Annotated in this window: 22 protein-coding genes and 1 pseudogene; 11 read left to right on the top strand and 12 right to left on the bottom strand. The window is 38.1% G+C overall.

Features of this window, described 5'->3' with window-relative positions:
* Positions 1-34 precede the first annotated feature (34 nt).
* Positions 35-745 (bottom strand): LrgB family protein, encoded by a 711-nt coding sequence (locus FTU06_RS07820; protein ID WP_171262654.1) that lies wholly within the window; start codon positions 743-745, stop codon positions 35-37.
* Positions 742-1,194: a CidA/LrgA family protein gene (locus FTU06_RS07815; protein WP_111884333.1), complete on the bottom strand. Its 453-nt coding sequence runs from the start codon at positions 1,192-1,194 to the stop codon at positions 742-744. Before FTU06_RS07815 ends, FTU06_RS07820 begins: the two co-directional genes overlap by 4 nt.
* A gap of 97 nt (positions 1,195-1,291) precedes the next feature.
* Between FTU06_RS07815 and FTU06_RS07810 the strand changes: the two genes are divergently transcribed.
* A complete protein-coding gene (locus FTU06_RS07810; RefSeq protein WP_180011413.1) occupies positions 1,292-2,191 on the top strand; it encodes a LysR family transcriptional regulator in 900 nt (299 codons plus the stop codon).
* Between the two features lie 149 nt (positions 2,192-2,340).
* Positions 2,341-2,820 carry a helix-turn-helix domain-containing protein gene (locus FTU06_RS07805; RefSeq protein ID WP_078191046.1) on the top strand — a complete coding sequence of 160 codons (480 nt, stop codon included), beginning with the start codon at positions 2,341-2,343 and terminating at the stop codon, positions 2,818-2,820.
* Between the two features lie 82 nt (positions 2,821-2,902).
* Here the strand turns inward: FTU06_RS07805 and FTU06_RS07800 are convergent, their stop codons facing one another.
* The 4 genes from FTU06_RS07800 to tusD are packed head-to-tail and all read right to left on the bottom strand — an operon-like array spanning position 2,903 to position 4,328.
* The gene (locus FTU06_RS07800; protein WP_180026275.1) at positions 2,903-3,214 is read right to left on the bottom strand and encodes a TusE/DsrC/DsvC family sulfur relay protein; all 312 of its coding nucleotides are present in this window, start codon (positions 3,212-3,214) and stop codon (positions 2,903-2,905) included.
* Positions 3,215-3,262: 48 nt separating this feature from the next.
* The gene (locus FTU06_RS07795) at positions 3,263-3,550 is read right to left on the bottom strand and encodes a DsrH/TusB family sulfur metabolism protein (RefSeq protein WP_180054851.1); all 288 of its coding nucleotides are present in this window, start codon (positions 3,548-3,550) and stop codon (positions 3,263-3,265) included.
* Positions 3,551-3,563: 13 nt separating this feature from the next.
* A complete protein-coding gene (locus tag FTU06_RS07790) occupies positions 3,564-3,914 on the bottom strand; it encodes a hypothetical protein (protein ID WP_180145897.1) in 351 nt (116 codons plus the stop codon).
* 45 nt (positions 3,915-3,959) lie between these two features.
* Complete coding sequence (gene tusD, locus FTU06_RS07785; protein WP_180078898.1) at positions 3,960-4,328, bottom strand: sulfurtransferase complex subunit TusD; 369 nt, start codon at positions 4,326-4,328, stop codon at positions 3,960-3,962.
* Positions 4,329-4,629: 301 nt separating this feature from the next.
* Between tusD and FTU06_RS07780 the strand changes: the two genes are divergently transcribed.
* From FTU06_RS07780 to FTU06_RS07765, 4 genes are all read left to right on the top strand, one after another.
* Positions 4,630-5,226, top strand: coding sequence for a phosphatase PAP2 family protein (locus FTU06_RS07780; RefSeq protein WP_180145894.1), 597 nt, complete (start codon positions 4,630-4,632; stop codon positions 5,224-5,226).
* A gap of 516 nt (positions 5,227-5,742) precedes the next feature.
* Positions 5,743-6,750, top strand: a complete 1,008-nt coding sequence (locus tag FTU06_RS07775; protein WP_180145891.1) for an SDR family NAD(P)-dependent oxidoreductase — start codon at positions 5,743-5,745, stop codon at positions 6,748-6,750.
* A 198-nt stretch (positions 6,751-6,948) separates the two neighbouring features.
* Positions 6,949-8,343, top strand: coding sequence for a class II fumarate hydratase (fumC, locus tag FTU06_RS07770; protein ID WP_111884341.1), 1,395 nt, complete (start codon positions 6,949-6,951; stop codon positions 8,341-8,343).
* Between the two features lie 361 nt (positions 8,344-8,704).
* Positions 8,705-9,196 (top strand): hypothetical protein, encoded by a 492-nt coding sequence (locus FTU06_RS07765; protein WP_078193829.1) that lies wholly within the window; start codon positions 8,705-8,707, stop codon positions 9,194-9,196.
* Between the two features lie 125 nt (positions 9,197-9,321).
* Here the strand turns inward: FTU06_RS07765 and FTU06_RS17090 are convergent.
* Positions 9,322-10,108 (bottom strand): annotated as a pseudogene (locus FTU06_RS17090) (IS3 family transposase); the annotation flags it as partial.
* A 385-nt stretch (positions 10,109-10,493) separates the two neighbouring features.
* Between FTU06_RS17090 and FTU06_RS07760 the strand changes: the two are divergent.
* Together FTU06_RS07760 and FTU06_RS07755 are read left to right on the top strand one after the other, a co-directional pair.
* A complete protein-coding gene (locus tag FTU06_RS07760) occupies positions 10,494-10,706 on the top strand; it encodes a DUF4177 domain-containing protein (RefSeq protein WP_180124021.1) in 213 nt (70 codons plus the stop codon).
* Complete coding sequence (locus FTU06_RS07755) at positions 10,703-10,915, top strand: hypothetical protein (RefSeq protein WP_168378640.1); 213 nt, start codon at positions 10,703-10,705, stop codon at positions 10,913-10,915. The genes FTU06_RS07760 and FTU06_RS07755 overlap by 4 nt, the downstream gene beginning before the upstream one ends.
* 85 nt (positions 10,916-11,000) lie before the next feature.
* Here the strand turns inward: FTU06_RS07755 and FTU06_RS07750 are convergent, their stop codons facing one another.
* Together FTU06_RS07750 and FTU06_RS07745 are read right to left on the bottom strand one after the other, a co-directional pair.
* Positions 11,001-11,486 carry an Lrp/AsnC family transcriptional regulator gene (locus FTU06_RS07750; RefSeq protein ID WP_078188537.1) on the bottom strand — a complete coding sequence of 162 codons (486 nt, stop codon included), beginning with the start codon at positions 11,484-11,486 and terminating at the stop codon, positions 11,001-11,003.
* 216 nt (positions 11,487-11,702) lie between these two features.
* Positions 11,703-12,563: an alpha/beta fold hydrolase gene (locus tag FTU06_RS07745; RefSeq protein ID WP_180007848.1), complete on the bottom strand. Its 861-nt coding sequence runs from the start codon at positions 12,561-12,563 to the stop codon at positions 11,703-11,705.
* 173 nt (positions 12,564-12,736) lie between these two features.
* On the opposite strand from FTU06_RS07745, the gene FTU06_RS07740 reads away from it, so the two are divergent.
* A complete protein-coding gene (locus FTU06_RS07740) occupies positions 12,737-13,198 on the top strand; it encodes a hypothetical protein (RefSeq protein ID WP_180007847.1) in 462 nt (153 codons plus the stop codon).
* 273 nt (positions 13,199-13,471) lie between these two features.
* On the opposite strand, the gene FTU06_RS07735 is transcribed toward FTU06_RS07740, so the two are convergent.
* Entirely contained in the window at positions 13,472-13,708 is a 237-nt protein-coding gene (locus FTU06_RS07735; RefSeq protein WP_078188534.1) for a hypothetical protein, read from the bottom strand.
* A gap of 559 nt (positions 13,709-14,267) precedes the next feature.
* On the bottom strand, positions 14,268-15,560 hold the full coding sequence (brnQ, locus tag FTU06_RS07730; protein WP_180007846.1) for a branched-chain amino acid transport system II carrier protein: 1,293 nt from the start codon (positions 15,558-15,560) through the stop codon (positions 14,268-14,270).
* Positions 15,561-15,909: 349 nt separating this feature from the next.
* Between brnQ and map the strand changes: the two genes are divergently transcribed.
* Positions 15,910-16,704: a type I methionyl aminopeptidase gene (gene map, locus FTU06_RS07725; RefSeq protein ID WP_180145887.1), complete on the top strand. Its 795-nt coding sequence runs from the start codon at positions 15,910-15,912 to the stop codon at positions 16,702-16,704.
* 325 nt (positions 16,705-17,029) lie between these two features.
* Here the strand turns inward: map and FTU06_RS07720 are convergent, their stop codons facing one another.
* Entirely contained in the window at positions 17,030-17,944 is a 915-nt protein-coding gene (locus FTU06_RS07720; RefSeq protein ID WP_180084912.1) for a LysR substrate-binding domain-containing protein, read from the bottom strand.
* 279 nt (positions 17,945-18,223) lie between these two features.
* Between FTU06_RS07720 and FTU06_RS07715 the strand changes: the two genes are divergently transcribed.
* Positions 18,224-19,135 (top strand): LysR family transcriptional regulator, encoded by a 912-nt coding sequence (locus FTU06_RS07715; protein WP_078188530.1) that lies wholly within the window; start codon positions 18,224-18,226, stop codon positions 19,133-19,135.
* Positions 19,136-19,266: the final 131 nt, after the last annotated feature.

The raw sequence follows: 19,266 nt of genomic DNA, 5'->3' as shown, positions 1-19,266 counted from the left end.
TTAAAAAGCCCAGCTATTGCACTGGGCTTTTTATTTATCCCAATAGATAAATGACCAAATGAATAAGTGATGGCCCAAGCAATACCATAAAGACCCCAGCAAGTACCATGCTCAAGCAGGCTGCAACACCTTCTTCTTTATGACGTGATAATGCTTTACTTGTACCAAATCCATGTGCGGCATTGCCAAGAGCCGCACCTTGCGCAAAGCGTGAATGCAATTTAAGCCCAGCCAAAACTAGGTCAGCCAAAGCCACGCCGGCAATCCCAGTAATCATGGTAAATAGAATCACCAATTCTACTGAGCCCCCAATATTTGAGGTAAGTTCCATGGCAAATGGCGTAGAAATGGAACGTGCCATCAAGCTATAAGACGTTTCTTGGTCAAATTGAAATAACTGTGCCAAATAAAAAGCACTAATAATCCCAGCTAACATGCCAATCACGATGCCTAAACTAATACTCAGCGCATGCTGACGGATAATTTGTCGATATTCATAGATGGGGATAGCAAAGGCCACAGTGGCCGGGCCGAGCATCCATACAATCCATTGGCTTTCTTGCATATAGGTGTCATATGAAATATGAAAGCAAAGCATGAGTATAATCAGCACAAACGGGACGAATAGTGCAGGGGAAAGAACCATATACGGTAACTTACGATGTAGCTTTTTCGCCAAAATATAACCGACAAGGGTCAGGACGAAAAACAACACTGAGATACTGTTCAACCCAAAATCGTTCATAAGGTTTTTCCTGCTGTGTTGACATCATGATCTGTCGCAGTTTGGTGTTTCGCTTTAAGTTTTGCCTCGAGTTTAAAGCCCCAATAAACCGTAAATGCTGTAAACACCATGACACAGACGGTACCCAGTACCACGGCTAAAATTAACTGCCAGCCAGAGCTGAGTAATAAATCTTGATATTTAATTAATCCAACTACACAGGGGATAAAGAATAGAACCAGTTCAGCCAAAATAAAATCTGAGCCTTGTTTGACCCATTGCATTTTAAATAAACCACTCAACAATGCAGCTAAAAGGAGCAATAAACCGATCACGCCAGCAGAGATCGGCAAGTTAAACCATGATTGAATGCAAGAGCCGATCCACCAGATCAATATCAATAAACTTAGCTGCGCTAAAGTCTTAAGAAACTGGGTAAATTTGGAAGTAGATTGTGGAAACGTATCCATGAGACAACAGCAGAATAGGAGATGACGCTATTTTAAAAGTGCATACCCTGTATAATTATGAATAATTAATTATTAATTATGCTTAAATGGAATAATAATGGACATTAAAAGCCTAAAAGTCTTTGTGACCATCGTACAAAAACAGAGTTTCAGTCATGCAGCTGAAGCGCTTTTTGTCACTCAGCCGACCATTAGTAAATTAATTCGTCAGTTAGAAGATGAGATCGGCGTGCCTTTATTTCATAAAGGAGAAGCAGGTCGAAAAAGGGAAGCACAGCTCACCTATATGGGAGAGCAGATTTATCAGCATGCTTTAGTGATTTTGAATGAACAACAACGGATGCTTGATACTGTCACCCAAGTTCGCGCCTTAAAACAAGGTAAATTGACTCTAGGTTTACCGCCATTGGCATCGGTATTGTTCAGTCAGTTAATTGCGCTGTTTCATAAAAAATACCCCAATATTGAACTGAGCTTTTTTGAGGTAGGGGCGACGGGTATTGAAAATGCCATTTTAAAAAAACAGGTCGATGTGGGAATTATTTTGGGTCACTTGAAACCGGTGTTAAGTGGTATTCCAGTGATGGAGTCACCTTTATGTTTATTATCTAAAAAAAACTCACAGTGGCGTAAGCGAAAAACCGTTTCGTTGATTGAATTAAAAGAAGAATCTTTTTTATTGTATGACGATACCTTCACACTCAATGACATCATTATACAGGCGGCAAATTACGTCGGATTTGAGCCAAATGTGGTGTGTAAAAGTAGCCAGTGGGACTTTATCGCCAAAATGGTAGATTCAAATGTCGGGATTGCACTACTGCCTAAAATTTATTGTGAACAACTTGATGCGGCAAAATACCATATGGCTGAATTAGAAAATCCAAACCTAGACTGGAAACTCAGTATGGCCTGGAATACCACTGTTGCCATGAGTCCCGCAACGCGTGCATGGCTAGAAATAATTGAGGACAATAAAGACAAAATACATTTTTAGTTCATTCTCAGATCAATCCGATGAAATAAATGATTGGAAATGAAGGTCGATTTATGATTTGTATATCAAAGATTATTGAAAAGGATTTTGCAAAATCAACAGGCATGAATTAAATTGGGTGTTGGTCGTTATTTTTGATGGTTCATAAAATGAAATGGGATGATATTGGTCAACAACCGTGTTCAATCGCTCGTGCGCTTTCAGTGCTAGGGGATCGTTGGACCATGTTGATTATCCGTAATGCATTTATGGGCATTCGACGTTTTGATGACTTTCAACAAAATCTCGGTGTGACGCGTCATGTGTTATCCGACCGATTAAAGCGTTTGGTTGAAGAGGGTATTTTAACCAAAGTTGCTTATGTCGAGCGTCAGGAACGTTTTGAATATCGACTGACGCAAAAAGGCTTAGACTTGTATCCAATCCTTTTAGCTATGACACATTGGGCCGATCAATATATGGATCAGGGCTTAGGATCACCTGTTGAATATGTGCATCAGGCATGTGGGCAAAAATTTAAACCGGTTTTGGTGTGCTCATGTTGTGCTGAACCGATCCAAGCCAAACAGGTCAAACCGATATTTACCCAAGCCTATTACATCGCTCTCAACCAATTAAAACCTGCCTAAGCTGTTTTATGGCTTTCTTCAAGATGCTGATTTGCATCTATTTAGCCAAAATAGCCTAAGCGGCATTTAGATTGCTTTAAAATTACAAACAATTTGCAGGCTTAGGGATTCCCGCTAAACGACTTAAATGCCGAGCGACCAAACCCGTGTTAAATTTGTCTTGTAACACCGCATTATTAATATCAGCGCTCACCGTTTTCATTAAAAATTTAATGAGTGGGCGAGTTGCCGGTGAGTGACCAAACTGTTGATAAAACTGTCGCACAGCTTTTAAAACTTCAAAATGCCAAGGGCTTAACTCAAGTTCTAAACTTTTAGCCAGTTCTTGGGCAACAGTTTCATTCCAAATAGTGTAATCCACCAAATGGCCATCTTGGTCTAATTCAAGATTCATATTCATTCCAAAAGAGAAGATTGTAGAAATGGATCGCTTTTACTCAATTTATTTGAGTGAAATACATCTTTTAAATCCAAGGCATAGATCAGCAAAAGCGGCATAGTCGATTACTTTCATATGACTATAATTCATAGTTTTATCTAAAATTTCAGCATCATTTTCAAGTACATAACATGTGCCAAATTGCTGAATTTGTTCATCTGCAATATGTAAGACTGCTTCACCCATCAGGATGATTGCATCTTCAGGATTGATTAAACTGGCTAACTGCTGGATGTGCTGTAGGGTATTGGCATAGCTGGCTTGGACTAAATACAGCGTAGAATTTGACATCATCATTCCTCTTTTACCAATACAACACATGATCAAATTGTTGAATCAATTCAGTATTGAAGTGAACAAACTCAAGTTCTTGTTCACTATTGATCACAAATGGATGCTGTGAATTTTTTTGTTCAATATAAATCGGGGTGAGATCATAAAACTCAAAGCTATCAACCATGTTGGAAGCGAGTTTAAACGCATGCTTGAGCTGACTAAACTCTTGTTCGGCTTGAAGTAAGCTCAGCGCAGCATCTTTGAGCAACACTTTTACGTCACAACCGAAGGTTGCAAGCACCATGGTCGCAGAAAGACTTTCATGTACTTGTAAGCTTGCAAGATTTGCATGGGTTAAAACAACCAGTACAGATTTCACGTAATTTTCCTTTTCAATGCTACAAATGCGCGGCAATAAAAATACTTAGAATTGCAATAAACGGTCTGCAGTTTGTACGGCATCGGCAAGTTCGCCTAGGCCCACAAGTTCAAATTGCTCAGCTAGATTATGTTGCTGAATATTGTGACGCTGTGCATTTTCCTGATCTGTGATCCCACGTGCGAGAGCTGCACTTACGCAAACAGGTAAACGAATGCCGAGTTTTTGCCATTCACTACTGAGTTTGCGTTGATCATCTGGCACCCATTGCAGGGCATTTGCGACATTTACAGCATCTTGATAGAAAAAAACCCGAAAGTTTTCGCCTTTCTGCTTCAGCGCTTGGGCAAGACCCAAAGCATGCCAAGCCAATATCGAAGTGGGTGAGGAGGTAATTAGTAATAGAGTACTCATCGAAATTCACTAAATGAATAAACGGTCTAGATCGACAGTTTGTTCTGAGTTCAGAAGAAAAAGCTAGTATACAATGATTTACTCAATGATCTGAATATTTGCAAAGTTTTGCTTATTTAGGCAGCGAAGTCATTGCCAATTTTTCTTCAAATATAACTTTTGGTTTATTTTGGATTCAGCCTCAAGCTAACACTTTTCATAAATAAACTGTGCGGTTACATACTGAAAAATCTTTATATGAATAAAACGCAATTTTTGATTTTGCAGAGTGCTATGATCTTTTCATTTTTTAAACCATCTCATGAATATAGAGAAATTTAACTTAAGTTTATTTAATTCAATCAATGCTTCGGACAATGCTTTAGATTTCACCATTTCTTTCGCCATATTTATAGCCAATGATCTATTTTATATCGTGATTCTTTTGATGTTTTTGGCTTGGTTTAAAGGCAATTTTGATATCAAAAAACAAATCGTTAAAGCCACTGTGTTTACTATCGTCGCTTTTCTTATCAGCCAAGTGATTTCAAGTTTCTTTTACTATCCTAGACCCTTTGTTTTGGACGTTGGACGTACAATTATAGAACATTCACCGAATGGATCATTCCCGAGTGATCATATGCTGTTTTTTAGCACGATTGCATTTTCTTATATTTTTTCAAAGCAAAAAGCTGTCGGCTATGTATTTCTAGCTTTCGCTTTTCTTGTGGCGTGGTCGAGAGTCTATTTGGGTGTGCATTATCCAATGGATATGGCAGGCGCGTTGATCATTGCGGTTTTGCTGAATTTTGTTGGACTGTCTTTATGGCGAAAATATGGGTCTTATTTGGTGAACATGATCTTAAAAGTTTACGAGTTCCTATTCTCAGCCATGATTAAAAAAGGCTATATCCGCTAAATTAAGTTTGCTAGATATTTGCGATTTCAAACTTTTGCTGCTGCTATAGTTACATTGGCAACATCTTGCCAGATGAATATTTCTGATGATTCATCTGGCGTTCACATCCAGATCCTATACCTCAAAAATAGTCAGACTGCTCAATTCAATTTGCTCATTCGATCAAGATCATTTCTAATATTTTGTTGCTGTCTAACATGCTTCGCAATGTAACTATTATTAAATATCTTCTTCAAAAACCCTTCAACTCAAATGCCACGAAAACTTGTGATGTCTTCAAAATTGATCGCTAGCGAGGTCATTTGTCGTAAATCAAATACAGTTAATATCCATAACTGCAACACAGTCAAAATTCTAAAGCAGTAAGATAAAACTAGAATGCTCTTGCAGATTATTCGGCTCATGAAAAATGCTGAGGCGAAGTTTCAAAATTTAGATCTGTAGATAAGTTGGTGACGACACCAAGATGATGCCAAAGATTTGTAAAAGCTTGATAACTATAAGGAGTATCTAACAATGATTTTAGTGACTGGTGGTTTAGGCTTTATAGGCTCACATATAGCCTTGAGTTTAATGGCTCAAGGTCAAGAAGTCATTATTGTGGATAATTTATCCAATGCAAATTTACAAACACTTGAACGACTTGAATTTATTTCAGGCATGTATGTGCCTTTTGTCAAACTCGATATTCGCAATACTCCCGCACTCAATAAAGTATTTGAACAATATACCGTCGATGCTGTCATTCATACGGCAGGCTTTAAGTCATTGGAAGAATCCGTCCTTAAACCACTTGAATATTATAATGATAATGTCAGTTGTATCATGAGTTTGCTGCGTGCCATGCAGCGAACAGGTGTACGAACACTGATCCATTTATCAAGTTTAGCGGTATATGGTCAGTCGTCGGCAGAATTAACAGAAGACACAGAAATCAATTTTACCTATCCAAATCCCTATGTGAAATCTCAACAAATGGTGGAAGAAATTATACGGGATACTGCACGTACGGATAATGAGTGGAAAATTGCGATTTTGCGTTTAGGAAACGTCGCAGGTGCTTTCGAGCATGCAGTTTTAGGTGAGTTTGTAGCGCCATTGCCAAAAAATATCGTGCCACTAGCGATGCAAGTTGGGGCTTTACAACGAGATTTTATCGAACTTCGCAAACAAGCTAAAACTGGAGATGGTACTGTGGAACGGAGTTTCTTGCATGTACTCGACTGTTGTAAGGCGGTGTGGCAATGTTTGCAATGGTTGTCGCAGCAGCAATTCGCCTGTGAGGCTTTTAATATTTCAGGTGAGTTGGTTTCGATACAGCAACTATTAGATACGCTTTCAGAAGTGACACAGGCGGAGATTAAGACGGTCGAATCTAGTTTTTACCCAAGCCATGAATATGACCAGCTTGGGGCAAGTACACAGAAAGCGAAAAGTACTTTTGATTGGCAGCCTGAACAAGATTTAAAGAAAATGCTAGAAGATGAATGGCGTTTCTATCAACAAACATTAAGAGGGAATTAGCTCGTCTTGTATTGGATAAATTTAATCATTGTGCATGATAATCTTTATAAAATCACGATAAAGATTATCAAATAAACCACTTATAATTGATAATGGTTATTATTTACAAATCTAAGCAAGTTACCTAAACTGTATTTATCAGCAGAATTTGATTCTGCACAGACGTTCAAGTTTATAGATAAGGATATGAGGTCATTTATGCAAACACGTATTGAACATGACACAATGGGCGATGTTGAAGTACCTAGCGATGCGATGTGGGGTGCACAAACACAGCGTAGTTTGCAAAACTTTAAAATTGGTGGTGAACGTTTACCACGTCCAATGATTCGTGCAATGGGTCTCGTGAAAAAATCAGCAGCGATTACTAACGCAGCATTGGGTCAAATCCCTCAGGAACTATCTGGTTATATTGTCAATGCAGCCGAAGAAGTGATCTCAGGTCAATGGGATGCACAATTTCCATTGGTAGTTTGGCAAACGGGTTCTGGTACGCAAAGTAACATGAACTGTAATGAGGTAATTGCCAATATTGCCAATCAAAAACTAGGCAACCCATTGGGTTCACAAAAACCTGTGCATCCCAATGATCATGTCAATCGTGCTCAATCGACCAATGATTCGTTCCCAACCGCAATTCATGTGGCTGCAAGTCTACAAATCAATGAGCTTTTAATTCCAGCAGTAACAAAACTGCGTAATACCTTAGAAGCTAAATCTAACGATTTTAAAGATATTGTTAAAATTGGCCGTACACATTTACAGGATGCAACGCCTTTAACATTAGGCCAAGAGTTTAGCGGCTATGTTTCACAGCTCGATCATGGTTTGAAGCGTTTAAATCAAGCTTTAGAAGGACTGTATGAATTACCACTTGGTGGTACGGCTGTAGGTACAGGTCTAAATGCACATCCTGAATATGCTGTAAAAGCAGCAGCAGAACTTGCGAAGCAAACGGGTCTGCCATTTGTCACTGCGCCCAATAAATTTGAAGCACTTGCAGGACGTGATGCTGCTGTATTTGCTTCGGGTGCATTAAAAACACTTGCTGCAAGTTTAAATAAAATCGCCAATGACGTGCGCTGGTTAGCCAGTGGTCCACGCTGTGGTTTTGGTGAGCTACGCATTCCAGAAAATGAGCCAGGCTCAAGCATCATGCCAGGTAAGGTCAATCCAACTCAAAGTGAAGCCATGACAATGGTGGTTGCTCAAGTACTTGGGAATGACACAACCATTAATGTTGCGGGGGCATCGGGTAACTTTGAATTAAACGTGTTTATGCCGGTTATTGCCTTTAACTTATTGCAATCTATTCAACTCCTCGGTGATGCATGTAATAGCTTCAATGACCACTGTGCAGTAGGCATTGAGCCAAACCGTGAAAAAATCGATCATTTCTTACATGATTCATTAATGTTAGTTACGGCACTCAACCCTGTGATTGGTTATGAAAATGCTGCGAAAGTTGCTAAAACTGCATATAAAGAAGGTAAAACTCTAAAACAAGTTGCGGTAGAACTCGGTTTAGTCACTGCAGAGCAATTTGATGAAGTGGTTCGTCCTGAGCAAATGGTTTCACCAAATACCAAATAAATTGTTTTGAGATCATTCATCTAGAGTGTTGGAAAATAATTAGAGAGGCTGATTCATATTTAGCCTCTCTTTTTATTGGATATATGATTGAATTATTTTTCAACTAGTTATTGCCTAACACAGATTCTTTGGATTCATATTCATCTTGAAATGTATGTATAGAAACTAGACGATTTATTAAAAATAGGGGAACGAAAAAAATGAAGAAAGGCCTGATGATGAAGCGAGTAATTCATTGGATTGGGCTTTGAATTCATTGGCACACTTGTTAAAATGCCTTTCTTTTTCTGTTTTCGTTGCTATTTGACATTTGTTTGAATAAATATTTGCAAGACAGTGTTTTATTTAAGGATTTCCCCCAATGCTCACCATCTATTTGACAGATGTCCAAAAGAACGTTCAATTTAAAGACTATCCGGGCGAGCATCCTGTTAAATTTGTATTGAATTTTAAAAAGATTTTCCCAAGTGTTATGGAGCTTTTGCTACCCGTTTTGCCTGAAAATGAAAATCTAGAAGAAATGAGCTGGGAATCGACAACGACAGATTTTGAAAAATTTAAATTGCTACTCAGTGGTTGGGGCGTAATCGAACTACGTTTGAATGCTATTGCCCAATATAAAGACCGTGCTTATGCAGATAACTTGGTAAAAAAAGCACAGCAAAAGCGTAAAGAATATAAAAAAGCACAGTCAAAATTACAAACTGTTGAACTGGATTATCTATTCATGCACGAAGTTCATGGTTTGATTGATGCAGAGTTGGTTGAGTTAGGTGAAAAATTCTATCTACCGACGTTACGTGAGCTTTGGAAAAACCAAGTGTCAGCGAATGTACTAGAAGCAAAATTCTAAACGTCAAAAAGTTAGTCGAAAAATCCTCCGCTTAGGAGGATTTTTTATATGTACAGCAGAACTTCAGATTTACTTCGACAAGTGACTGTTTCATAGTGACCCATCAAGTAACTGAAGCATTGATCCTAAATAATATCGTGAACGGTCATCCCTTCTAAATACTTAAAATATTTCTGCTTAAAGGCTTTTAGACTTAACCAGTCATTTGTAGAAGGTCGTCTAATTCGATGGTAGTAAACTTTGAGAATAATACAGCATCGGTTTCTTTTCTAGTAGTAAACACTACCGTGAATCACATGGTCTTTTAATGTGGGAGACAAGCTTCGCTTACTGCATTATCCCATGAGCAGCATACTGTGTAAGGTCGCGACGGTTGTATACTAGAATACCGTTATTCATCAATAAATAGCCCCTACAATCATGATTACAGTACTTCGAGTCTGTGAAGTATTGCTTTGCAAGGAAATGTACCATGCACCTGTTTGGATAACCTTGATGAGCTACTGCTTAATTAAATGCATTACACGCATATCAATTGATGGTCTGATTTTACTTGACCATTACAATGGCTAGTTTGCCAACAGACAGTACAACGACTAAATAAACTTAGCATCCACATAAATACAACCCATCTTGCTTGGTACTGATATAAGTAATATCCGTTGTATGCTTATATTTGCGTGCAACTTTATTCAGTAAACTTAGCTTTTTAAATATTCTTAGATTCTACAGACAGAACATTCATTCATACGATAATCAAGATCATGTATGTCATGGACATGATTGTGCGCCTAAATGAGTATGATGCTGCCAATGAATAGCTTTCAAATCATCATACATAAATAAATCTAACATTTTTCATGCATAGAAGCGTGAAGTGCTGACACCTAGATATTTGCAGGCAGAAGAGACTGCAGTGATTATTTTTAACTGATCGGTGATAGATTTAAGTAAGTATATCGTTGCTTTGAATACTTTCTTAGCTTTACGAGTATAGGGCTATGCTGGCAGCATGTCGAAAGACACAGCAAACTATTAGCGAAAGAGTCTCTCAAAGATGCTAAAACTTGAAAATCATAAATGCGGACATTAAAAAGCCCCATGGTTAGGGGCTAGTCGTATCACTCGCGTGATACTCATATAAGGCTCATCTCATACTGCATGTATTAAAACATAAAATCGAAAAAATTGCTGAGCAAATTAGGCGGGTAAAACTAGGTTATTTTAGAAAAAAGCGATCGCTATACTTTGCCCTGAACATTTGTTCATTTCACTATAACCATAAAGAACTATATTGATGAAAGAATATAAAGTTGTTATCTATCAAGAAGGCATGCTGGGATCTTTACTGCTTGGCTCTTCAAAAGTTGATCCTGTTAAATTCACCAATTTTTTAAATCAAAATGCGCAGCAAGGTTGGGCGGTGATTACGATGGAAAAAGATATCCGCCGTATGCTACTTTTTTGGAAGCGTGAAGCTTATGTAGTTGTTTTGGATAGAGAAATATGAAATATGGTGTCTTTAGCGCACTTATTATTTCAGTTTTATGGGGGTTATTAGCCATCGCTCAGTTGTGGTTTGAGTTGCTCAGTGTCGAAGTATTTACCAAAATAACCGTCACTGTGGCGATTCTAGAAGCCATCATTATTATCGCAACATTGGTCATACGTGAGTATTTGACAGATAAAAAATTGAAAAAAGATGGCTTTATAGATTAGACCGCATAAATAGGGCGATTGAGTGCTGAACTCAATTGCCCTTAAATTTTAAAGTCATCTTATAGATTAAATCTATATTGGCTCATTACTCAATCATCATAAGGTCAGCACTGCTGGCAGATTTTAATTGTCGTAGCGCAAAAATAGAGCGTGTATGGCGTATACCTTTCATAGAATATAAGTTTTTACGCAAAAAACGCTCATAGTGTTCAGCATTTTTAACCGCAACTTTCACTAAATAATCGTAATCGCCAGTGACTAAATGTGCCTCTACCACTTCTGGCATATTGGCTAAAGTTTCACTAAATTGATCTAAAATTTCATCATCGTGACGTTCTAATGTGATTTCAATAAAGAATAATTCATTGATCCCAATCGATTTTGGATTGATGTTGGCTGTATAACCATCGATAATTTTTAAATTTTCTAGACGTTTTAAGCGTGTCCAACATGGCGAAGAGGAGAGACCAACACGTTCAGAAAGCTGGGCTATGGTGAGTCGTCCATCTTCTCTTAATGCGGATAATATTAAACGATCAATTCTGTCGAGGTTGTGTCGTGCTTCACTCATGCCAAAATAGAATATAATTGAGAAAAAATAGTTATATCATTTTTTGCAATGGTCGGCTGAAGAAAATTAGCACACTCGGACTTGCAATGCAGATTTTAAAGATAGAAAAATAAATTATGTAAGGTGTTAGGCAGGGTGATTGAAGCTAAAAATAGAAAATCTTGTGCAGATTATAAAAAGACCACTCAGCCGGATTACTGACTGAGTGGCAAAAACTTAAGCGTGTAACTGTTGTTCAATGATCGGCCATAGGTTTTGATGTGACGATTTAAACATCAACATATGTCCGATGGCTTTATGACCTGTTTCTTTCGGTTTTAACTCAATCATTTGAGTCGAAGCATTCGGGTATAAGCGCAGCAAGTCTTTGACATTGGCTTCCGTGGCGATTTCGTCATCAGAGCTCCATACGGCAGTGATCGGACAGCTCACCTGTTGATGAAAATCATGCTGAACAGTTTTGCCTAAGGCGTTGATGACATAACCGGGTTTGCTACAAAATTCAGCCCATTCACGAGCAACATCTTTTGGCAAATTTTCACCCATGCCAATCGCATTAGTCGGGCCATAGCCAATGGTATAGCGTGCAATCGGGAAGATCACATTAAACATCACTGGAGCTAAAAGCTTGGTGCGACCTTTAAGATCTTTGACATGACCTGTAGAGCCAGAAACAGCAACCACTTTGGCAACTTTGTCATAATTTGGCACGATACCTAATAATTGTCCGCCTGCGCTATGACCGAGTAATATGACTTTAGGTGCCTGCGTTTTACTGATCAAAGCGTCGATTGCCGCAGGGATATCTAGCTGCCCCCATTGCACAATACTTGCTGTCGATTGTTTTAAAGGGCTGTGTAGCGACTCACCAATACCACGAAAATCGAAAACTAAAACGTCATAGCCTTGTTGGCTCAACCATGTTGCATAGCTATTATAAAATTGCTTGGTAATGCCTGTGGCTGGACAAATCAACACAGGTAAAGCCTGTTTGAGCTCTGTCTGGTGCGGATAAAAGCGCGCACTCAGTGAATAGCCGTCTTGGCAATGAATCGTGAGTTTTTCAGATGATGACATGATTCAAACTTCATGGGTGTGTTCCGATGTCACTAATTTACACAAGTTCCAAAAAGAAACCTGAAAAGAGTATGACTCTAAAGTCATGTCATAACAGGTTTGAAGCAAGTACTATTGCAGAAGAAATACAGATAAAAATAATGCGTATAATTGAACAATGGATGTAAATTAAAATGGACATGCTTCAACTTTCGAGTGCAGTAAAAATTGCGATAGTTTTTAGTGGGATTTATTTATGGGTAGGTATGCTCACAGGTGTGTGGAAATATGCACAAATAAGGCAGTCTGAACTGGCACGTGCGCATTATTATGTAGATATCGCACATCGGAGCAGTTTGTTATACGCCCCAGCGACGCTTATTTTAGCGGTATTGGCCTATTTTTCAGCACTTCCACATACACTCAATTTACTCTTTGTAATCATCAATTTGTTCTTTTTTAGCTTTTCGATTTTAAGCTATGTGCTGCATGGCTTTTTAGCTGATACCACCAATCAATTTAAAGTACCGCACGTCTTAGGCAAATGGCATTTACCTAAATGGATGATGAGTATGGCAATGCTTGGATTGGTGATTGGCGAGTTAATTGCAACACTCGGATTGCTCTTCGGAGTCATCGTTAAATTTTGGTTTTAAGCAAAGTAGTATCAAATAAAAATCGTATCAATTAGATTGGAGGCTAATCAGGAGATAAAAGCTTTTAAAGTGCAGACGATTGTTAGGTCGAAGAATTTATATAAACAAAATTTTAAGTTCTGCAGAATTGAAAATTTATGAGAAAAGGCTGATGATTTTCTGGTTATTTTAGGGATTATTTGTATTGTTATTTAAAAAGGATTAAATGATCGAGAAGGTGGGGGTGGCATCTTTCTTTTTTCAAGATGGATGATGCCTCATCCATCTTCTAACTTAAAATTCTGTTGATTTTTGCTTTCGATATTTGTGGTCAATGACTGCCCATAAATAAAAGGCTACAGAGACAATAAGCGCATAAGCAAAATATTCAGGTCTTAAATTTCCTTGTATTAAGCCTTGAATAAGTAGTGTCAGCATGAGAGCAATAGTGGTGCTTGTATAGGTCACCATGTTCTTATTTGCCTTCAGAGCGTTAATGAAGAATTGCTTTTTGAAATGTACTGATAACATCTCCACCCCTCCTTGTTGTTGTTTAGCCAAAACCCATGATTTTGGTCAGGTTTGAACTACTGTTGTACTTCGAAACTAGAAGTATTTCAATAGCAAATGTCATTATTTTGTCATAAAACTATGTTAGATCATCGTATAAGAATAATCATTTTATTCATATACTAAATATTATGAATCTAAAGGTGTTGACTGGTGAGTAAAATGGTCGATGCATAATATCTATGTATGAATAAGCAATATATATACCAACACGGGTATATCGGCTTTATGACACGAAACCGCCTAGCTTACAGTCTGAATCGGGCTTAATCATGGAGTTTGTGTACGGTGTATTTTGCAGAAAGTAGTTGTATTTTAACTATTATTATATTTTGTAGCCAAAGGGCTGGATTTTTTTCTCATCATGAAAATAAAACTTTATTAAAAAAGTTCAATGACTTAGGATTTTTGCGCTGTAGTAGGACAAATAAAAGTCAGTTTGGGTAAAACTCGACAATTATTGGTCACAGGTAAAATCGTCATTCGGGTAAAACTCCGATTTTAGACAGGTCAAAAAAGGTTATTTTTTAACTTTGTCAATTACAGCAGCAATAATCAGCACAATCACAGAAGGGATCAGCCATGCTAAATTTTGTTGAGCAAGCGGTAGATTGGCAATAAAGCTTGGAAGCGCATCTTCGAAACCAGCTACTTTTAAACCATCAAAAATACCGAAAATAAACGCACAAGCGGTAACAGGAGCAATAACTCGTGATGGTGAAATAAACCATTTAGAGCAGAAGCTAAGTAGGATAACTGCAATCGCAGGTGGATAAATTGCACTTAAAACAGGCACTGAAACTGCAATGAGTTTGGTTAAACCTAAGTTTGAAATCAGCAGTGAGAAACCAACTAAAATGAACACAAAAACTTTGTATGGAATTTTAGTCAATTCTGAGAAATATTCAGCACATGCGCAGGTCAAGCCAATCGCGGTAACCATACATGCAACAAAGATCATTGCAGATAGGAAATAAGCGCCCATATCACCAAATGCATGTTGTACATATGCATGCAGGATCACTGCACCATTTGTTGCATTTGGAGCAATATCATGGCTGCCCATACCGAGTTTGAACAAGCTGATATAAACCAGTGTAAGTCCAATACCTGAAATAATACTGGCAATGACAGCATACTTGGTGACGAGCTTACTATCCGTTACACCACGTGAAGTAATGGCTTTTACGATCACGATACCAAAAACTAAAGCACCTAAAGTATCCATGGTTAAATAACCATTGACCACACCTTCAGAAACTGGTGCAGCCACGTAGTTACCAATTGCAGGCGGAATTACACCAGCAGGGATAAAGAACGCAGAGATACCCAGTACAATGAGACCTAAGATCTTGAGCGGTGAAAGGAAATAACCCACAGTATCCAAAATTTTGTTTGGATAAAGTGAAACAATGGTCACTAATGCAAAATAAATCACGCTATAAATTAGCAGACTGTTTGCGCCGTTACCAAAATAAGAAGAGAAACCAATTTCATATGAAACGGTAGCTGTACGAGGTGTTGCAAATAAAGGTCCAACAGCTAAGTAACACGCGACAGTAAGGATAATGCTGGCTGCTTTACCCAAAGGTGAACTTAAAACTTGAATAGAACCCTCAACACGCGACAAAGCAATAATCGTGATGACAGGTAGACCAACTGCGGTGATTAAGAAACCAAATGCAGCTAACCAAACATGTTCACCCGCTTGCTGTGCGACAATTGGTGGGAAAATAATGTTACCTGCACCAATAAACAGTGCAAAGGTCATAAAACCTAAGGCAACAATATCCCGTGTACGAAGACTTGTCATAAAGGGGAGATGAACTGTGAAAAAAGGCAATTTTAGTGCAATTAAGCTCGTTTTTGGAGCAAAATTTATAAATCGTATAGATAGTTTTTATAATACGAATCATGAATATATTGACAGATAAAATAATGTTTTATTTATATTTATGATAAATAAAAGAAATTTATTGTATATAAAATTTTTATAGGAATAAGTTTAGCTATTAAGATTTATCAGATATAAATCAATTGTTCTAATTTTCAGCACTAAATAGGATGCTATAAGCCGAATAAATGCAGAAATATTGGCTGAATAAAACAAAAAAAATCTAAAAGGTCTATAATTCGGTGTATTCAAATTTGAGGATATTCAGATGAAAGCTTCCAAAATCACGATTAAAACCGAGCAAGATATTGAAAAATTACGCATTTCAGGTCGTTTAGCTGCTCAGGTTTTAGAGATGATCGGGGAGTATGTCAAGCCGGGCGTGACGACTGAATATTTGGACGATATCTGTAATGATTTTATCATCAACACACTTAAAGTGATTCCTGCCAATGTTGGCTACTATGGCTATACCAAAACCACCTGTATTTCACCGAATGAAGTGGTTTGTCATGGTATTCCTTCGAAAGAAACCGTATTGAAAGATGGCGACATTATCAATATTGATGTCGCCATCATTAAAGATGGTTATTTTGGTGATACCAGTCGTATGTACTATGTGGGTGAAGTTTCACCTGCGGCTAAAAAGTTAGTCGAAACTACCTACGAGGCCATGGTTGCTGGGATTCATGCAGTTAAACCGGGAGCAACTTTGGGGGATGTAGGCTATGCCATTCAACAAGTTGCTCATCGTGAAGGCTACAGCATTGTACGTGAATACTGTGGTCACGGGATTGGTAAAGTTTATCATGAGCAACCAAGCGTTTTACACTATGGTCAACCGGGTCAAGGTGTCATTCTGAAAAAAGGCATGGTCTTTACCATTGAACCGATGATCAACAGCGGTAAAGCGCGTACTAAAGAGTTAAAAGACGGTTGGACAGTAATTACCACAGACCGTTCTTTATCGGCACAGTGGGAACATATGGTTGTTGTAACCGATACTGGTTTTGAGTTGTTATCTCCATGGCCAGAGGGTACAGGCGAATATCCCGCGATCTAAGCTCTGTAGTGTTGTTAATGCCATATCTATCTGCTGTGTTCAAATGATTGAAGTTAAATAAAATTATACAGTTGTATATTTTTTGACTTTAGTCTAATAAGTTGTAGTGTGTATGAGCGTTATAGGTTTTAAGACTAAGAGGTTTTCTCTATAGCTTAATTTATAAGGTTTTGCTTATAACTCTGAAAATCAGTTAGAGCTATTAACGATTTAATAAAGATGTATTTTATTTATATAATATGATTACAGATTCTGCTGTAGTTTCTGATTTTACTTAGTTTTTAAGTTTTCGCTTACCCATCACATGGGTAAGCTTTTTTTTTGCTTAAAATTTAGCGTGTTCATGTTGGCTGAGTTTTTCAACTAAGTAATCAATGAATACACGTACAGCAGGTAGTAAGCCACGACGAGATGGATAAACTGCATGGAAAATACCATGTGCAGCTTTCCATTCAGGTAGTACACGAACCAAAGCACCTGATTTCACGTGATCGGACACAATACTGTCGGGTAATAACGCCACGCCACAATCTTGGCAGGCCAGTGCAGCTAACATAGACAGGTCAGAGCCCATCACGGTTGGGTTAACTTTGATTTTTTTCTGATGATGCTGTGCATCGGTCACAATAATATGTTGATCGAGATGCTCATCCGCCATACTTAATATTTGATGCTGTGATAAATCTTCGGGCTGTTTGAGTTCACCAAATTTATTTAGATAGGCCTGACTGGCAAATAAGTGCTGCTCAATTGTTTCAAATTTACGAATGACTAAATTCGGGTCATCGTCTAAATTTGAACGGACACGTAGAGCAAGATCGAAGCCTTCATTAATGATATCTACGCGGCGATTGGTCACCATCATTTGCACTTTAATTTCTGGATATTGCTTTAAAAATTCAGGCAAAATTTTGGTCATTTCATTTTGCGCGATGGAAACAGGCAAGCTGACTTTAATTAAGCCGCGCGGCTGTGTGCTGAGATGATCAACCAAATCGTGTGCGGCTTGAGCGGCATTCATCATGACTTGTGCATGGCGATAGATATTCATACCAATATCTGTAACAGCAAAATGTCGTGAGCTACGTTGAATCAGGCGGACACCTAAACGTTCTTCTAAGTTATAGACTCGACGACTCAGTTTTGATTTTGGAATATCTGTTGCACGTTCGGCTGCACTAAAACCACCATGTTCGACCACTTGGGCAAAACAATAAAAATCATCTAGATCACTCAGCACTGTTCTTATTCCATATTTGCAACGATTTTGCTAATTAACTTGAATTGTTTCATGAAGTCAATCACGTTTTGTAGTTTTTCATGTGAGAAAGTTGAGCAAAATTGCCAAGACTAAAGTCGGGTTAACCTTGTAATCGTTTCACATTAGCATGACCAAACAATAAATGTGGTGTATATATCTTTTAAATAACCGAATTTGAAGGATGTGATTTGAGTGTCGTCCTGATATATTCAAATACAAGACCATTATGAAAGAAATTCGACATTAAAGGACAATGTCATGGAATTAAGACATTTACGTTACTTTGTCGCCGTTGTAGAAGAACAGAGTTTTACGAAGGCTGCTGAAAAGCTATTTATTGCTCAACCTCCTTTAAGTCGTCAAATTCAAAATTTAGAAGAAGAGTTGGGTGCACAGCTTTTTGAGCGTGGCAGCCGTCCTTTAAGAACCACCACCATCGGCCGTTTCTTTTATCAGCAAGCCGTGAAATTACTCTCCAATGCAGAAGAGATTAAGCTCATTACGCAGCGGGCCAGTGCCACTGAACGTACTATTAATATTGGCTATGGCGGTTCGTTACTCTGTGGTTTATTACCTCGAATTGTTTATTTGTTCCGCCAGCAATACCCACACTTAAATGTAAATTTAATCGAACTGAGTGCAGTTGATCAGATTCAGGCATTAAAAGAAGGTCGGGTTGATGCATGTTTTAGCCGAGTTCGTGTGTCGGATCAGGCGGTTAAACGTGTGCTATTGCGTGAAGAGCCGCTAATTGTTGCGGTGCATTCGAGCCATCCTTTATCTTCACAGCAGCAGATTGCATTAAATAATCTCAAAGATGAGCAGATTTTTATCTATCCAGCAACGGATGGTCAAAGTTATGCAACGCTGATCAAGTCGTTGTTTTTAGAATACGGTATGGAGCCGAAACGCTTTAACACCCAAGCAGATTTGCAGCAATCACTAGGCATGGTTGCAGCAGGCGAAGGTATTTGTATTGTTCCTGAATCTGTACAAATTATGCAGTTTAGGCATGTGAATTATGTGAAATTATCGGATAGTGCGGCCATTAGCCAAATTTACTTGATCGTGCGGAATGATGATGAAGGGGAGTTGGCGCGTCCTTTATTTGACTGCGTTTACCAAGTATATGATTTGGAAGCAATTGAATACGATCGTCGGGTTTTCTAGTGCTTATTTTAAAAAGTAATAATAACGTTAAATTTGAAATTCAATTTTGAAGCAAACGTTTAAGTAACACCTTTCTGCATAAAACATAGGCTCATTCTTGAAAGTATTGAGCCTATTTTTTTATTCAGTCT

Source organism: Acinetobacter sp. YH12052, from assembly GCF_013419835.1.
Classification (GTDB): Bacteria; Pseudomonadota; Gammaproteobacteria; order Pseudomonadales; family Moraxellaceae; genus Acinetobacter; species Acinetobacter amyesii.
The sequence above is the reverse complement of the archived record's forward strand: the minus strand, read 5'-3'. Positions and strand labels throughout refer to the sequence as shown.

What these genes read in the sequence shown, in the direction of transcription:
- FTU06_RS07800 (WP_180026275.1), bottom strand. Translation starts at nt 3,214, where the DNA reads ATGAATCTTGAATTAGACCAAGATGGCCATTTGGTGGATTACACTATT.
- FTU06_RS07805 (WP_078191046.1), top strand. Translation starts at nt 2,341, where the DNA reads ATGAAATGGGATGATATTGGTCAACAACCGTGTTCAATCGCTCGTGCG.
- FTU06_RS07810 (WP_180011413.1), top strand. Translation starts at nt 1,292, where the DNA reads ATGGACATTAAAAGCCTAAAAGTCTTTGTGACCATCGTACAAAAACAG.
- FTU06_RS07745 (WP_180007848.1), bottom strand. Translation starts at nt 12,563, where the DNA reads ATGTCATCATCTGAAAAACTCACGATTCATTGCCAAGACGGCTATTCA.
- FTU06_RS07760 (WP_180124021.1), top strand. Translation starts at nt 10,494, where the DNA reads ATGAAAGAATATAAAGTTGTTATCTATCAAGAAGGCATGCTGGGATCT.
- fumC (WP_111884341.1), top strand. Translation starts at nt 6,949, where the DNA reads ATGCAAACACGTATTGAACATGACACAATGGGCGATGTTGAAGTACCT.
- FTU06_RS07750 (WP_078188537.1), bottom strand. Translation starts at nt 11,486, where the DNA reads ATGAGTGAAGCACGACACAACCTCGACAGAATTGATCGTTTAATATTA.
- FTU06_RS07820 (WP_171262654.1), bottom strand. Translation starts at nt 745, where the DNA reads ATGAACGATTTTGGGTTGAACAGTATCTCAGTGTTGTTTTTCGTCCTG.
- FTU06_RS07755 (WP_168378640.1), top strand. Translation starts at nt 10,703, where the DNA reads ATGAAATATGGTGTCTTTAGCGCACTTATTATTTCAGTTTTATGGGGG.
- FTU06_RS07740 (WP_180007847.1), top strand. Translation starts at nt 12,737, where the DNA reads ATGGACATGCTTCAACTTTCGAGTGCAGTAAAAATTGCGATAGTTTTT.
- FTU06_RS07815 (WP_111884333.1), bottom strand. Translation starts at nt 1,194, where the DNA reads ATGGATACGTTTCCACAATCTACTTCCAAATTTACCCAGTTTCTTAAG.
- FTU06_RS07775 (WP_180145891.1), top strand. Translation starts at nt 5,743, where the DNA reads ATGATTTTAGTGACTGGTGGTTTAGGCTTTATAGGCTCACATATAGCC.
- tusD (WP_180078898.1), bottom strand. Translation starts at nt 4,328, where the DNA reads ATGAGTACTCTATTACTAATTACCTCCTCACCCACTTCGATATTGGCT.
- FTU06_RS07780 (WP_180145894.1), top strand. Translation starts at nt 4,630, where the DNA reads ATGAATATAGAGAAATTTAACTTAAGTTTATTTAATTCAATCAATGCT.
- FTU06_RS07795 (WP_180054851.1), bottom strand. Translation starts at nt 3,550, where the DNA reads ATGTCAAATTCTACGCTGTATTTAGTCCAAGCCAGCTATGCCAATACC.
- brnQ (WP_180007846.1), bottom strand. Translation starts at nt 15,560, where the DNA reads ATGACAAGTCTTCGTACACGGGATATTGTTGCCTTAGGTTTTATGACC.
- map (WP_180145887.1), top strand. Translation starts at nt 15,910, where the DNA reads ATGAAAGCTTCCAAAATCACGATTAAAACCGAGCAAGATATTGAAAAA.
- FTU06_RS07765 (WP_078193829.1), top strand. Translation starts at nt 8,705, where the DNA reads ATGCTCACCATCTATTTGACAGATGTCCAAAAGAACGTTCAATTTAAA.
- FTU06_RS07715 (WP_078188530.1), top strand. Translation starts at nt 18,224, where the DNA reads ATGGAATTAAGACATTTACGTTACTTTGTCGCCGTTGTAGAAGAACAG.
- FTU06_RS07735 (WP_078188534.1), bottom strand. Translation starts at nt 13,708, where the DNA reads ATGTTATCAGTACATTTCAAAAAGCAATTCTTCATTAACGCTCTGAAG.